13 protein-coding genes are annotated in these 15,135 nt (G+C 38.6%); 1 reads left to right on the plus strand and 12 read right to left on the minus strand.

The features are described 5' to 3' along the window. Window positions 1-53: 53 nt before the first annotated feature. From F967_RS09560 to F967_RS09615, 12 genes are all read right to left on the minus strand, one after another. Complete coding sequence (locus F967_RS09560) at window positions 54-755, minus strand: IS1 family transposase (protein WP_004282344.1); 702 nt, start codon at window positions 753-755, stop codon at window positions 54-56. Window positions 756-788: 33 nt separating this feature from the next. Continuing rightward, window positions 789-1,097: a hypothetical protein gene (locus tag F967_RS09565; protein ID WP_004799576.1), complete on the minus strand. Its 309-nt coding sequence runs from the start codon at window positions 1,095-1,097 to the stop codon at window positions 789-791. Window positions 1,098-1,189: 92 nt separating this feature from the next. Then, window positions 1,190-1,420 carry a hypothetical protein gene (locus F967_RS09570; RefSeq protein WP_155756408.1) on the minus strand — a complete coding sequence of 77 codons (231 nt, stop codon included), beginning with the start codon at window positions 1,418-1,420 and terminating at the stop codon, window positions 1,190-1,192. A 33-nt stretch (window positions 1,421-1,453) separates the two neighbouring features. After that, a protein-coding gene (locus tag F967_RS14215; protein WP_155756395.1) for an IS4-like element ISAba33 family transposase occupies window positions 1,454-2,544 on the minus strand; the annotation gives its coding sequence in 2 pieces (ribosomal slippage) (window positions 1,454-2,004 and window positions 2,004-2,544; 1,092 coding nt in all). Between the two features lie 78 nt (window positions 2,545-2,622). Next, complete coding sequence (locus F967_RS09585) at window positions 2,623-3,372, minus strand: Tle-like phospholipase domain-containing protein (protein WP_004799578.1); 750 nt, start codon at window positions 3,370-3,372, stop codon at window positions 2,623-2,625. A 78-nt stretch (window positions 3,373-3,450) separates the two neighbouring features. Beyond that, complete coding sequence (locus tag F967_RS09590; RefSeq protein WP_004799581.1) at window positions 3,451-3,966, minus strand: hypothetical protein; 516 nt, start codon at window positions 3,964-3,966, stop codon at window positions 3,451-3,453. 118 nt (window positions 3,967-4,084) lie between these two features. Further along, the gene (locus F967_RS09595) at window positions 4,085-4,987 is read right to left on the minus strand and encodes a hypothetical protein (RefSeq protein WP_004799583.1); all 903 of its coding nucleotides are present in this window, start codon (window positions 4,985-4,987) and stop codon (window positions 4,085-4,087) included. Between the two features lie 234 nt (window positions 4,988-5,221). Continuing rightward, on the minus strand, window positions 5,222-6,364 hold the full coding sequence (locus F967_RS09600) for a helix-turn-helix transcriptional regulator (protein ID WP_004799585.1): 1,143 nt from the start codon (window positions 6,362-6,364) through the stop codon (window positions 5,222-5,224). A gap of 131 nt (window positions 6,365-6,495) precedes the next feature. Beyond that, window positions 6,496-7,671: a helix-turn-helix transcriptional regulator gene (locus tag F967_RS09605; RefSeq protein ID WP_004799588.1), complete on the minus strand. Its 1,176-nt coding sequence runs from the start codon at window positions 7,669-7,671 to the stop codon at window positions 6,496-6,498. A gap of 266 nt (window positions 7,672-7,937) precedes the next feature. After that, a complete protein-coding gene (locus tag F967_RS14540) occupies window positions 7,938-8,561 on the minus strand; it encodes a hypothetical protein (RefSeq protein ID WP_228127276.1) in 624 nt (207 codons plus the stop codon). A 30-nt stretch (window positions 8,562-8,591) separates the two neighbouring features. Next, the gene (locus F967_RS14545; protein ID WP_004799591.1) at window positions 8,592-9,173 is read right to left on the minus strand and encodes a hypothetical protein; all 582 of its coding nucleotides are present in this window, start codon (window positions 9,171-9,173) and stop codon (window positions 8,592-8,594) included. Window positions 9,174-9,379: 206 nt separating this feature from the next. Next, window positions 9,380-11,008 (minus strand): inorganic phosphate transporter, encoded by a 1,629-nt coding sequence (locus F967_RS09615; protein WP_004799594.1) that lies wholly within the window; start codon window positions 11,006-11,008, stop codon window positions 9,380-9,382. Window positions 11,009-11,445: 437 nt separating this feature from the next. Here F967_RS09615 and metH point away from each other — a divergent pair, with 437 nt between their 5' ends. Next, window positions 11,446-15,132, plus strand: coding sequence for a methionine synthase (metH, locus tag F967_RS09620; RefSeq protein WP_004799596.1), 3,687 nt, complete (start codon window positions 11,446-11,448; stop codon window positions 15,130-15,132). Window positions 15,133-15,135 lie beyond the last annotated feature (3 nt).

The following is a 15,135-nucleotide window of genomic DNA, read 5'->3' on the forward strand; positions in this document are numbered from 1 at the left end:
TTGTCTTGGTCAGATATACAATATTTGGTGGTGTTTTAAAAAGTATGCTGACATTAAATGAAGCCATTATTGATGTAAAAGAAGGTTAAGTCGAAGGCTTTAAAATGGTTTTCAAGCTTTTTGGAGAAATTACAACTTCTTCTAAAACCACGCCTTATTCGATGCCTTATTTTGCAATTATTACCTTCAATTCCTACAGTAAAAAACTTACCAATACTTTGCTTGCAGTTTTTAAAAGCAGTGATGAAACTGTCCCAATGATCACTTGCAATTCGGGTGTAGTGAATACCTAATTGTTTAAGCTTTGTCTTCAACCTTTGGACTGTAGCTAAATCTCTCTTACCCCAAACATAAGCAACAATCTCACCTGTTTCTCGATGGTAGGCGTAAATAAGCCATTGTTTATTATTTTTATTTCCAACAAAAGTCCAGAATTCATCTACTTCGAGAGATTCATAATGACTTTGTTTAGGCTGAATTTGATAGGCCGATTCAGTTAAAGTCCGTAAGACTTTACCGATACTAATGCGCTCAACTTCAGCGATATCTCGTATACCGCTGCCTCTGACCATTAACTGTAATATTTTACGAGTAATGCCAGAATTACATCCTAGATAGCTCAGAGCATGGTCACCAATAAACTGACGTTTGCAGTCTTTGCATTGGTAATTTTGTTTCCCATCTACTTTGATGCCATTTTTCTTTATACTGTCACTGAGGCAGGTTGGACATTTGATTTCTAGAGTTATTTGCATTTCTCTATTTTATCAAAATTCAACCTGCTTTTTTTAGCATACTTTTTGATACACCACCCAATATTTTTCTTGTGCTACTACCAGTCTATCATAATCTTTTTTCATAGAATTAAATTGATCTAGCGTTCTATGATATTCTAAAAGAATATTTCCATACTTGATAGAAGGGGTTGCAGCACTTGTTAAACTTTTCTCAGAATCTTTTATGATGTCCTTTTTTTCGGCAAGCGTCTGTTCCATCTTTTTCAATTTAGTCTCTAACATACCACATGCTACATTCGGATCAAATGCCAAAATATCGCCTTTTTGAATATCAGATGCAGCATAAGCTAAATGGCTCATCACAAACAACAAGGCTGTCAATAAAAATTTTATAAATATCAAATATTAGAAATAATATATAAAGATTTTATTTTCCACTTAATAAAATTAGATTAATATTTTATAGCTTCAACTAATCGTTTATACCACGGTTCATTTTGTAGCTTGCAGGATGCAAATTCACTATTATTTATAATTTGTCTTGGTCTACCATCTGCAATACCATTATTTACTTCTTCATAGTGGTCAGCATAGAGTATTACATTACGACCAAGTACCCATCTGAAGTGGCTATAAATTAGATTTCCATCAACTTGATCAAATTTATTAGATCTTTGTGCCACTGGTATGAATGCTTTCTCTGTACACGACAAATTTCATAGGATCCTTGTCCTATCAGGCTTTTTCTTTCTTAAAATTGCTAGCACTTTCTTAAATTCTTCTTTTTTTCCAAAACCAATCAAACGTAGAATAGCCATTTGAACATAGTCCAAACCGTAGCGAAATAAACTTACTGAAAGTCGTCCATGCTTCTTTATTTTTATCGCTTTTTTTCGATCATGTTGCCATTCACCTGTTAAATAGCACCAACAGAAACCGATAGCTAGCACTGCTATCAATTTCTTGACTCGTCCAGGGTCTGTTAAACGAGTATTTTCAAGATTGAATCCACGTCCTTTGAGACAACTAAATAAGGTTTCGATTTCCCAGCGTAATGCATAATCACGAATAGCAGAAGCATTAAACATAGGAGAAACAACAAGTAAAAGTTCTCCATCTTCTAATCGTAGCGCACTAATATACAGTTTTACTCGACCAACCCAAATACGTCGTTTACGACATTCAGTTTGACCAACTTGAAGATGACGAAATAAATCACTAATTTTATGATTCCTGGCTAAGTGATTGGTCACAATAAAGTTTTTTTAACACGTATACAGAAGTTAATGTCATTTTCAATTAACCATGTAAACCATTTCTCACCGATAAATTCTCTGTCTGCGAACACATTCACAATACGGTCTTTACCAAAAATAGAGATAAAGCGTTGAATCAAAGCAATACGCTCTTTTGTATCTGAATTTCCACGTTTATTGAGCAATGTCCAAACAATAGGTATCGCTATTCCACGATAGACGATGGCTAACATCAAGATATTGATATCTCGTTTTCCCCATTTCCAATTGGTTCTATCTAAAGTCAGTTGCACTTTGTCGAATGAAAATATATTGAAAATTAACTGAGAAATTTGACGATAATCAAAATACTGATCTGCAAAGAAGCGTTGTATACGTCGATAAAATGATTGTGGTAAGCACTTGATGGGTAAGGCTTTAGATGCAGAAGAAAGATTACATGTCTGTTTTACAATTAATGCAATCATAATCAGTGTAAAACATTTTACATGTGACTTGTTCCACTTTAGATATTTGTTTAAGATGAGATGTAACTCATTGAAATGTGTCATCATATTCGTCGTCAGAAAACAAGTATTATGCCATTATTTCAATGAGTTATCTTTTTTTGTCGTGTACAAAGGAATGCTTTATAAATTTTTGGCAAAAGGCATACGTTGAACAAATTCCTTTCTAGTTGCTGCCAAGTGAAAACGGTTATCTAACTCTTTTGGAGTTTTTTCAGCATAAAAAAATTCTGGATATATAATAGGGCTTGGATTGAATATCCATACTTTTTTAACTAGATTATTTGTATCTGGGTGAAGTGCTACATGAGAAGCTAAACCGCCGCCCAATGAAAAACCTGTAACTACTATTGGATAAGACTTTCCTTGTTCATGAAGTTCTTTTCTCATTCTTAACATATATTCTTTCGCCTCATTGTATTGAGTGTCAACTCTAAAACCATTCGTCAAGACCCAATCTGGAAAAATTTGCATCCCACTTTGGGAACCTGCAAACGCAATAATAATTTCTTTTTTTCCTGTTTCAGAAGTGTAAATATATGTTCTTGCTTCAAAACCACCTTTGCCTTTAAAAGAAGGTTTATCACCTACTTGTTCTAAATATTTTGGAGTGGGAAAAAAATGAGGTTCTTTTTTAGGATCATCTTTTGATTGTAAAGCTAAAGCCGCTGCTAAAACATAAATGTATCCATCATCTGCAAGTTTATAATGAGAAAATTTTCGAGATTTAAAATCATCAGGCTTTTTTGGGGTAAATTCAGATTTGAATAAATATTTTTTATCACAGAAAACATCCCCTGATTGACCCATTAATGATAAAGTAGTGCATCCTGTTAAAAATAAAGCAGAGGTTAAAACCATTATTTTTTTCATTTCACTCATCCTTGAATATAATTTTTTCAAATAAGCCATACTTTAAATAAAAGCATAGCTTATTTAATAATCTACATATTACTTACCTTTATAAATTAAACTCTTATAATAAACAGGAACTTTACAATATACCTTAGGATGTTGATGTGTCACATCAGCCATAACAAACTCACAGTTACAACTTCCTACTCTTGCACTATTTCTATCAAAATATTTTTCTTGAACTTGAGCAGAATCTAATAAACTAAAATATTTACCTTTAGCAAACTTCTCTTGGGCTTTCTTTTCTAAACGCTCACACATATATTGCTGCATTGGATTTTTTCTTAGGGCATTAATTGCATTTTGATCTTTAGGAATATGACTCCACAGATCATAATCAGTCCAACTATCATCTTCCTGCCGTAATACAGCCTCTTTATTTTTTAGAGCTAAAGTTTTAGCTTCTGTATTTGCACTTTGTGTCGCCCTTCTCATAATACTACCATCAGGATCAATAGTTAACTCTGCTCTTGTTTCTGCATTTGTTATAGCAGGTATCAATGTTCCAGCAATCACCAACGCACTTAAACCCGATAAAACTTGACGTTTCATTTTCCATCTCCTTTTAAAATATACTTTTGTATATCCATTAAAAATTTTACGATATTCCTGTTCAAGGAAAATCTAAGCTAAAAATCCCACCAAGTCTGACCTGATGGGATAATTTTCCTTAGTTGTAACCTAGAACTTCCGACCAGTTCTTTGTTCCGCTTGCTAGTTCTTTTTCTGCAACACTGACTACATAACGAACCGTTCTCTTATCTGTATTTGCAGTCAATGTCGTGATTGACCCATAGCTGGTATTCGTTACTTTCAGCACACCTGCATACGGATAGCCAATGACTTCATCTTCTTCTGGATCACGTTGCATTAAAAGCGGTGATGTGGTTTCAAACTTGACACTATAGTCGCCTACGGAACTATTGATGGCTGCAAGTGTACCCTGTGCATTTAAGGCAACTTCGGTCGCGCTGTTTAAGCGATAGGTCAATTTATAATCTGTCAGTGTATAGTTCACCTCCGCAGAAGCAGTTCCATTCTTCTCAATTGTTTTTACTTTTAGACTGTCAGTAGACACTGTACTGACAGTTGCGCTATCAGAAAGTTCCAATAGGCCGTTTACGGTTTTAGATCCACCATCAGCAGCCACCAGAACCAGATTTTGATATTCATAACCAGCCTCTGTAATGGTGACCTGACCACTTGCGGTTAAATTCTGATCTTGGTTAAGACCTGTGGTGGCTTTAAATAATCCATTGCAGTTGTTAAAGGTAATTACATCACCAGCTTTGCTATAACTGCCTGAAGTACAATTTACATCTTGATCCGCTTCATCAGTCCCATAAAGTAGAGTATCAACTACACCAGACAGCAAGCTTTCTTTTAGGCTAATGGTGCCTGTTTGTTCAGCCACCGCTATAATCTTTTGCTTTTGTGCTTCGCTTAAACCTGAATCTGGATTATTTACAGGTGGGTTATTATTTTCTGGCTGGCTATCATCATTATCACTACCACAACCTGCCATCACCAACGTGGCACTCAGCAAAGCTGTATACATAAGTGAATGCTTCATGGCTATCTTCCTTTATCGTAAATGTTAGCATTCATGCTAACTAAACCATCCTGATTGCAGGTATTCCCAATTGGGAATATCACCTTATAAAAAATTGCAGCACACTAAAGCCAATGAGTTAATCAAATAGAACACTATGAAATGAAGAATTTCCTCTGTTTCAAATATTCGGGTAAATAATTTAGCTAAAGTTAAATACAATAGTTTTTTGCGGAGATTAAAATAGAGAAACTATTAAATATGCTCAAACTCAAGCGTTACGCCCATCAACAACTGCATCAGTTCAGCCTGGGAATTACATGCTGTTTTAGCAAAAATATTTTTAAGATAAATACGAACAGATCCATAAGTAATATTCATTTTTTCGGCAATCTGTTCTAAATTCATGCCATTAATAAATAAGTCGCAAACCTCGATTTCACGTTTTGCCAGTTTATATTTTTGTAATAGATAATCTCTTGCCAGATGTTGCGGTTGATTGGTTTGGGTCACAAAAATAATTGCCTGTTTTTGATGGCAATGGGTTTTCGTTTCTGAAAAAGGTAAAATGCTGAGCATTAATGAACTGTCATTATCATCATAAAGTGCCAATACCCCGCCTGTTTCATTATTTAAATCATTGTCTTCAAATAAGGCACTACGTATAAGCTGATTTAATTTTTCCTGAAAAATTTTTAAGGTCTTTAAACTATTATTTTTATCCAGTTCCAATATAGATGACTTTTCAAATACTTTCTTTACAATTGCATTAGCATAGCATAAGCGGTAATCCTGATTTATTAAGATCACGCCTATTTTAAAACGATCCAATACTTGATAAATATTCCTCTTATCTTCCTGCAATAGTGTGATCTGACGGTAGATCTGTAATGCACGGCGTAAATGTACCCCTAAACGCTTTAATATTTTTTCTTCCTGTTCGCTATATTCATCTAATTGTGGTGAACGGTGTACAGCAAATACCGCCCAACTATAGGCACTCCGTTCCAACAAAACTGCCGCCACATGCGTAATGTTAGTGGGTTTGGCACATTTTTCATAAAAGATAAATTGATCTGTGTCTTTGGGCATATCTGCATAAAAAGCAAAAGTTTGCAGAACCGTCTCACCTAAAGCTTTTTCCATCCAATAAGGTGCATGAATCCGCATATCAATAACTTTGACCTGCTCATCCTGATAAGCCAACATGCCTTCAGGTGGTATATTATGGGTAAAGACAAAATCATAATTCGGGCTTAATTGGTCGGTTGCGGTAAAAATCGCGGTGGTACTTCCAGTAAAATCAACAATTTCAGTCAGTACATCCTGCCATAAGGCTGGGTTTAAGGCAGCCTCGTAGATCATGCCAATCACTTTGTTTTCTTGTTCAGCCAACATCCGTGTATCCCCCGAGTTAAATCGTACACAGGTTCATGCTAACTGAGTCACACAATTTGCACATATCCTCATTTAAGGATGTTTTAAACAAAATTTAAGCTTTACCGCTATAAAACCACGTTGGCTTAATATTAACTACGGATACTCATCAGTAACTGCATCAACTCCACCTGAGAGCTGCAAGGTGTTTTTGCAAAGATATTTCTAAGATAGGTACGTATTGAGCTTCTGGTCAGCCCCATTTTTTCTGCAACCTGTTCCAGATTCATGCCATTCACAAACAGGTCACAAAGCTCCAGTTCCCTTTTGGTCAGGTTATAGGTTTGTTTTAGATAGTCATGATTTAAGTGATATTTTTTCTGAATGTCTTGATTTTTAATGGATGTTATTTGCACATCATCAAAACTCAGCATCACCAAAGGGCGAATACCAAAAAATGACATTTCCTTTTCAGAAACCAGTAAATTGATTGTGCAGGATAAGCTATGCCCTGTTTCTTTAATTAAAAACTTTATGTCTTTATACTGTTCCAACTGTGCTTGTTTATATCGAAATACCTCCTCAATTTGATAAAGCTTTTCTAAAAACTGAATCTGATCTTTTTCTGGTAAAGTCAGTCGCTGATTGGTGACCTGTACACATTCATTTTCCGCCAAAAAACGTTGCATCACTGGATTGTTATGGACAACCTGCCCAGATAAATTCAGCAGCATAATCGGCTGCGCCAATTTATCAATCAGGTTATAGCCAACGATATTATCCAGGGAAAATTCATATAAATGCCGCTGTGCCATGACAATACGTTTTAAATGTGGCAATAAGCGATCCAGAAATGCCAACTCCTGCGGGTTCAGCGGTTGCCGTTGCTGTGAGGTACTCACACTCCAGAACACACACAGTTTTTCATCCAAAATCAGCTCATGGGTTGCCACATACCGTAGACCACAAGGTAAGAGAATCTTTTGATATAAATCAGATTTTTCCACAAATTCTTCAGGTACATGCTTATGGCATTGATACCAGCCCTTTCGTTCAGGGTCCAGAAATTTCCCCCAGCGTGGGTCTGCCTCAGTTGGATAACGCAGATAATCCAGTTCAGCCAAGGTATACGCCTCTAATGGCAGGGAACCAACACCATTGCTAAAAGACAATACATTATAGGAAAAGTCGATAGCCTGAATATGCACATAAGACACATTCAAGATTTTAAGTAATTCTTTGGAAAAGTTAAACCATCCATCTTTATTTAGGGGAATCTGATAAATCAGTTCACATAATTCATTATAGTAATTTTCAAGTAAATCCATTACATTTATGTATCAGGTTTCATTCCTGTATCACCATATTGTATTTAATTTGTTATTTCAAGTATTTAAAATGCATCTCTACAAAATACGATAAAAAAAAGCCATTCCCTATATAGAGAATGGCGGAGTGTAAAGGTAAGCTACCCAGTCATGTGATTCCATTAAAATGTAAAATCCATCACCAGATTATTATTATTGTTATCTTAATAGATAAACCAGTCTAAGAACCATCCCTCATTTGGGGAGTAATTTTTAGATCAGACGTATTAGAATGTATAACCCGCATTTACCATAAAGCCTTTGAGGTTATTGTCCGCGTAGGTGTAGGTAAATCCAACACGGTATTCATCAATCCATGCTTTTGGTTTAAGGTTTTTAAAGCCAATTGAGCCAGAAAGATCATGCTGTAAGTCAGAATACAGTTGATCGCCATAGAAATCTGTTCTTGCATACTGTAACTTGGCAATCAATGGACTGCCTGCAACTGTTTTATGCAGGACATGGCTATACTCGACCCCATTACGGAAAATGGTGTTTTGCAGGTCATAACCACTGTCAAAATCACCCACTTGCAGCGCATCCGTCTTATAGTAAGAAATCATGTTGATAATCGAGATATTAGAACGCTCATTGAGTGGGAATTGGGCGTTGCTGCTTAGTCCTCCACCATAGATCAATGCTGCTGTACCAAAATCCTGTGACCCTGTTGCACCGACACGAACCTGTGGCATGAGATACCAGGTCATCGAATCACTTGAAGTGACCTGAAAGTTAAGCCCCACACCAAGATTCAAACTGCCAGAAAGTGCATCTTCTGTATCCACCAGGGTAATTGGTGCATCAATCACCAGACCCATTTTCTTGGAGTCAAACCAGTGTGAATAAGCCAATGGCAGGTTATAAACATTGAGACCATAGCCCTATTGGGTATAGCGACCAAAACGTGGCATCATTGAAAAACTGGAAGAGGACTGCCCTTTTAAGCCAAATGCCTGATTGGTTGCCACATCAGATAAGCTGTCTGTCATTGAAACAGCCATGCTTGAAAGCAAACTGGTTGGGTTACCAGCTACAGGATCAATTGGTGAGTTTTTCACCCACTCTTTGGTTAAGGCTTTTAACAGGTCTTTATCCAAGCCTTCCAGCGCATCAACAAATTTTTCCTTACTTTCCTCACGGGTCGCACCTGTATAGGTACGCTCAATGCCTAATGACGGAATCTTAAATACCAGGGTAGATGAGTTCTGGGCATAACTGAGGTTGACAGGCACATTGCGCAAATCCAGTTTTGCACTGACGGCGGATGTATCTGAATAGTTTGGAAAGATTTTACGCATATTTTCAGATTCATACTGATCGGCAACATTCAGGATCTTGTTATAGCCAATCATCTGGGTCACACCATCCACCTGCACTTCAGCAGTAAAGATATCCTTTGCGAATACTGAACCTGTTCCCATCACCGCAATTGCCAGACCCGTTGTCCAAAGCTTGATATTCATTTAACCATTCCCCCGAATGAATCCATTTCAAAAAACAAATATTCTAACTGCTAGATAGTATGTTATTTTTTGTTAAAAAAATATTCCTCATTTGAGGAATAGACTTTTTATATTTTTTAGATAAGGCGATACAAAACAGATATTTTGATCAAAAAAAAGCCTTGCTGAAGCAAGGCGTTTAAAACGTTAGATTCGACTCTTTGCAATCAAGACACGAACTGTAGGAACAACCAGTATAGTCCGCCTGAGATTGTAATCGTTGCGGGCAAGGTAAATATCCATGCGGAAAGGATTGTTTTCACTGTCGCAAAGTTGAGTCCAGACTTGTTCGCAACCATTGTACCTGCAACCGCACTATTTAAAACGTGTGTAGTCGATACAGGCATACCCAAGCCATCAGCAGCAGCAATTGTACTCATCGCAACAAGTTCAGCCGACATCCCCTGCCCATAGGTCATGTGGTTCTTACCAATACGCTCGCCTACAGTCACCACGATACGTTTCCAGCCTACCATCGTACCCAGCCCCAAGGCCAAGGCCACCGCAACTTTCACCCAGTTCGGGATGTATTGCAGGAATGAATCCAGGTTACTACGGTATTCTTTGACAACTTTTGCCTGATCCTGATTCATTCCAGGTAAAGCCTGAGCCTTATCCAGACGTTTGAATGTGGTGGTACTTAGGTACATATCATTACGGATTTCACTGACCGCTGCCTCTGGAATGGCTTTCAAGTCACCATAATTGGCAACACGCTCACCCAAATGTGCAGTCATGCTGGCAAGTGCTGGAACAACTTCAGGTGTTTGCTCTTTGGTTTGAATATATTTAGTGAGTACAGCACGCGCTTTCTCATCAGATAATTCATTTTGATTGACATTCAGTACTGTCGCTGTTTGTACTGAAAGCTGTTCAAATGACTGCAAGTGTTTTGCATCAAGATTCTTGTTTAAAGAATACGCCAACGGCACCAAACCAATCAGAATCAACATGATCAGCCCCATACCCTTTTGACCATCGTTTGAACCATGGGCAAAACTTACCCCTGTACAGGTAAAGATCAGGATGGCACGGATTAATGGTGGTGGTGGCTTGTTGCCTTCTGGCGGCTGGAATAATTCCAGTTGACGCTTAAAGACTGTTTTTACCAATAAAAAGACGATGGCCGCAAAGGCGAAACCAATCAGTGGAGAGAACAGTAAGGCCTTACCGACCTTAATCACCTGATCCATATCTATGCCAGATGCACCACCGTTACTCGAATTTAGAATGTAGTTCATAATGCCTACACCTAAAATTGAACCAATCAGGGTATGTGAACTTGATGCTGGAATGCCCAGAAACCAGGTCCCCAAATTCCATAAGATTGCGGCAATCAACATGGCGAACACCATGGCAAAACCAGCCCCGCTTCCCACATTCATAATGAGTTCAACAGGAAGCAAGGCAATAATACCGTATGCAACCGCACCACTCGCCACCATAACGCCAAGGAAGTTACAGAAGCCCGCCCACATGACGGCCACAGGTGCAGGCAATGCATTGGTGTAGATCACCGTCGCTACAGCATTTGCTGTATCGTGAAAACCATTAACAAACTCAAAGCCCAGCGCAATAAAAAGTGCCGTTGATAGAAGAATAACTGAATATAAACTTAATGCTGGAACGTGCGCCAAGTCAGCGCTCACCTGAAAACCAATATAAATAAGTGTTGCAATAATAATTGTTAAAAACACCGGCATAAAGAATTTCGGTGTAGGGACATGCACATTCGTCGATTTTGCCTGTGAACTGGCAAGCGGTGAATCCGAAACAGGAGGAAGATTAGAATTCATGTAGACGGCAAGAGGATAATTAAATCCCCTGTATTGTTTAATTAAATTATGACAATTATATGACAAAGGACTGTCACATGAAGCCAAAATTTCATAGTTTTGTCACATTTTCTGGGATTTTATTAGGAAAATCTCACTCTTTTTTAAAAAATTAATTATTAAAAACAGCATGTTAATAAAAATACTTTTAAACTAAAACTGTTTGTCTGATTTTGCAACAAACACAACAAAATATGAAACTTATTTATCATATTTCGAAATATACGTTGTCTTTTAAAGCATTATTCACCGAAATTATTGCAATTTCATGAAGCTTTTATGACATTCTCCATTTAGTCTGATGAATCACCCTGACTGGGCATTGAAAATACACGCTTTGGCGTAGCTTCTGTTACAATGCGACTGCTTTTTAAACTTGCTATGTACTGGGGTTCCTTATGTCCACACTTGCCACCCTGAAATCACTTCTTGCCCAGCGTATCCTGATTATTGATGGCGCAATGGGAACCATGATTCAACGCCATAAATTACAAGAAGAAGATTATCGTGGTGAACGTTTTGCAGATTGGGCATCAGACCTTAAAGGCAACAATGATTTATTGGTGCTAACACAACCACAGATTATTCAGGGCATTCATGAAGCCTATCTGGATGCTGGCGCAGACATTATTGAAACCAACAGCTTTAACGGTACTCGTGTTTCCATGTCGGACTACCACATGGAAGACCTCGTTCCCGAGATTAACCGTGAAGCGGCTCGTCTCGCCAAACAAGCCTGTTTAAAATATTCCACCCCAGACAAACCACGTTTTGTTGCAGGTGTACTTGGTCCTACTTCCCGTACCTGTTCCATTTCACCAAACGTCAATGACCCTGCCTTCCGTAATATTACTTTTGATGAACTGAAAGAAAACTATATTGAAGCAACGCATGCCCTCATCGAAGGTGGTGCCGATATTCTTCTGATTGAAACAGTATTTGATACGCTGAACTGTAAAGCAGCGATTTTTGCAGTAAAAGAAGTGTTCAAACAACTTGGTCGTGAACTTCCACTCATGATCTCGGGCACCATTACCGATGCATCTGGTCGTACATTAACAGGTCAAACCGCAGAAGCATTCTGGAACTCAGTACGTCATGGCGATTTACTTTCGATTGGCTTTAACTGTGCCTTGGGTGCGGATGCGATGCGCCCGCATGTGAAAACTATTGCTGATGTTGCCGATACTTTTGTCTCTGCCCATCCAAATGCGGGTTTACCGAATGCCTTTGGTGAATATGATGAAACGCCAGAGCAAACCGCAGCTTTCTTAAAAGAATTTGCTGAAAGTGGTCTCATCAATATTACAGGTGGTTGTTGTGGTACCACACCAGATCATATCCGTGCGATTTACAATGCTGTTAAAGATATAAAACCACGTCAAATTCCTGAAACCAGACCTGCTTGCCGCCTCAGCGGTTTAGAGCCATTTAACATTTATGATGCCTCTTTATTTGTCAATGTCGGTGAACGTACCAACGTCACAGGTTCAAAAAAATTCCTGCGTTTAATCCGTGAAGAAAACTTTGCTGAAGCCCTAGAGGTTGCACAGCAACAAGTTGAAGCTGGTGCCCAGATCATCGATATCAACATGGATGAAGGCATGCTCGATTCGCAAAATGCGATGGTGCATTTCCTTAACCTTGTCGCTTCTGAACCAGATATCTCACGTGTGCCGATCATGATTGACTCATCGAAATGGGAAATCATTGAAGCGGGTTTGAAATGCGTTCAGGGTAAACCTGTGGTGAACTCGATTTCCTTAAAAGAAGGTTATGACGAGTTTGTCGAAAAAGCCCGTTTATGCCGACAATATGGTGCAGCGGTTATCGTCATGGCATTTGATGAAACAGGTCAGGCAGATACTGCTGCACGTAAACGTGAAATCTGTAAACGTTCTTATGATGTTCTAGTCAATGATGTTGGCTTCCCTGCCGAAGATATTATTTTTGACCCGAACGTGTTTGCAGTTGCTACGGGGATTGAAGAACACAATAACTACGGTGTCGATTTTATTGAAGCGACAGGCTGGATTAAACAAAACTTGCCACATGCCATGATTTCAGGTGGTGTCTCTAACGTTTCATTCTCTTTCCGTGGCAATGAACCTGTGCGTGAAGCAATTCACTCAGTATTCCTTTACCATGCCATTAAACAAGGCATGACGATGGGGATCGTGAACGCTGGTCAAATGGCGATTTATGACGATATTCCTAAAGAACTAAAAGATGCAGTTGAAGATGTAGTTCTAAACCAAAATCAGGGTGAAAGTGGACAGGAAGCCACTGAAAAATTACTTGAAGTTGCAGAAAAATATCGTAGTCATGGTGGCGCAGCCAAAGAAGCTGAAAACCTTGAATGGCGTAATCAGTCTGTTGAGAAACGTCTTGAATATGCACTGGTTAAAGGGATTACCACTTATATTGATGAAGATACCGAAGAAGCCCGTTTAAAAGCCAAACGCCCTCTTGATGTGATTGAAGGCGCATTGATGGACGGCATGAATGTGGTCGGTGATCTATTCGGCTCAGGAAAAATGTTCCTGCCACAAGTGGTAAAATCTGCCCGTGTTATGAAGCAAGCTGTAGCATGGTTGAATCCGTACATTGAAGCGGAAAAAACAGGTAGCCAGTCTAAAGGTAAAGTCCTGATGGCAACCGTAAAAGGCGATGTACACGATATTGGTAAAAATATCGTGGGCGTGGTGTTGGGCTGTAATGGCTATGATATTGTCGATTTAGGTGTCATGGTTCCTGCTGAAAAAATCCTGCAAACCGCGATTGATGAGAAATGTGACATCATTGGTTTATCTGGTTTGATTACACCATCTTTGGATGAAATGGTTTTTGTTGCCAAAGAAATGCAGCGTAAAGGTTTTGACATTCCTTTATTGATTGGCGGTGCAACCACATCGAAAGCCCATACCGCGGTTAAAATTGACCCACAATATTCAAATGATGCGGTGATTTATGTAGCAGATGCCTCTCGTGCAGTGGGTGTAGCGACTACCCTACTGTCTAAAGAAATGCGTGGTAACTTTATTGCTGAACATCGTGCGGAATATGCCAAGATTCGTGAACGTTTAGCCAATAAGCAACCGAAAGCAGCCAAACTAAGCTATGCAGAATCCATTGAAAATGGCTTTAAAATTGATGACAACTATGTACCACCAAAACCAAATACTTTAGGTACACAGGTTCTTAAAAATTATCCGCTTGAAACCTTAGTACCCTATTTTGACTGGACTCCATTCTTTATCTCTTGGAGTTTGGCAGGCAAATTCCCGAAAATCTTAGAAGATGAAATTGTTGGTGAAGCAGCAACTGATTTATATAATCAGGCACAGATCATGTTAAAAGACATTATTGATAATCATCGTTTTGATGCCCGTGCCGTGTTTGGTTTATATCCTGCACAACGTACCGATGCAGATACCGTGAGTGTATTTGATGAATATGGTCAGAATGTCACACATACCTTTGAACATTTACGCCAACAATCCGATAAAGTCACAGGTAAACCAAACTTGTCTTTAGCGGATTATATTAAGCCATCTGCTCAACCAGAAGATTATTTGGGCGGTTTTACTGTATCCATTTTTGGTGCAGAAGAATTGGCAAATGAATATAAAGCCAAAGGCGATGATTATTCTGCAATTTTAGTACAGTCTTTGGCGGATCGTTTTGCCGAAGCTTTTGCAGAGCATTTGCATGAGCGGATTCGTAAAGAATTTTGGGGTTATAAAGCCGATGAAGTATTGGACAATGAAGCACTGATCAAAGAGAAATATGTGGGGATTCGTCCAGCACCTGGTTACCCTGCCTGCCCTGAACATTCGGAAAAAGCCGTGTTGTTTGACTGGTTAGGTTCTGAGGAAAAAATTGGCACCAAGCTGACTGAACACTTTGCCATGATGCCACCATCTTCTGTGAGTGGTTTCTATTATTCTCATCCTGAAAGTGACTACTTTAACGTAGGAAAAATCTCACAAGATCAGCTTGAAGATTATGCCAAACGTAAAAATTGGACTTTAGATGAAGCGAAACGTTGGTTAGCGCCGAATTTAGATGATTCAATTGCGTAATTA

It is taken from the genome of Acinetobacter sp. CIP 102637 (assembly GCF_000368425.1).
GTDB classification, from domain to species: Bacteria; Pseudomonadota; Gammaproteobacteria; order Pseudomonadales; family Moraxellaceae; genus Acinetobacter; species Acinetobacter parvus.

What these genes read in the sequence shown, in the direction of transcription:
- F967_RS09560 (WP_004282344.1), bottom strand. Translation starts at nt 755, where the DNA reads ATGCAAATAACTCTAGAAATCAAATGTCCAACCTGCCTCAGTGACAGT.
- F967_RS09565 (WP_004799576.1), bottom strand. Translation starts at nt 1,097, where the DNA reads ATGAGCCATTTAGCTTATGCTGCATCTGATATTCAAAAAGGCGATATT.
- F967_RS09585 (WP_004799578.1), bottom strand. Translation starts at nt 3,372, where the DNA reads ATGAAAAAAATAATGGTTTTAACCTCTGCTTTATTTTTAACAGGATGC.
- F967_RS09590 (WP_004799581.1), bottom strand. Translation starts at nt 3,966, where the DNA reads ATGAAACGTCAAGTTTTATCGGGTTTAAGTGCGTTGGTGATTGCTGGA.
- F967_RS09595 (WP_004799583.1), bottom strand. Translation starts at nt 4,987, where the DNA reads ATGAAGCATTCACTTATGTATACAGCTTTGCTGAGTGCCACGTTGGTG.
- F967_RS09600 (WP_004799585.1), bottom strand. Translation starts at nt 6,364, where the DNA reads ATGTTGGCTGAACAAGAAAACAAAGTGATTGGCATGATCTACGAGGCT.
- F967_RS09605 (WP_004799588.1), bottom strand. Translation starts at nt 7,671, where the DNA reads ATGGATTTACTTGAAAATTACTATAATGAATTATGTGAACTGATTTAT.
- F967_RS14545 (WP_004799591.1), bottom strand. Translation starts at nt 9,173, where the DNA reads ATGAATATCAAGCTTTGGACAACGGGTCTGGCAATTGCGGTGATGGGA.
- F967_RS09615 (WP_004799594.1), bottom strand. Translation starts at nt 11,008, where the DNA reads ATGAATTCTAATCTTCCTCCTGTTTCGGATTCACCGCTTGCCAGTTCA.
- metH (WP_004799596.1), top strand. Translation starts at nt 11,446, where the DNA reads ATGTCCACACTTGCCACCCTGAAATCACTTCTTGCCCAGCGTATCCTG.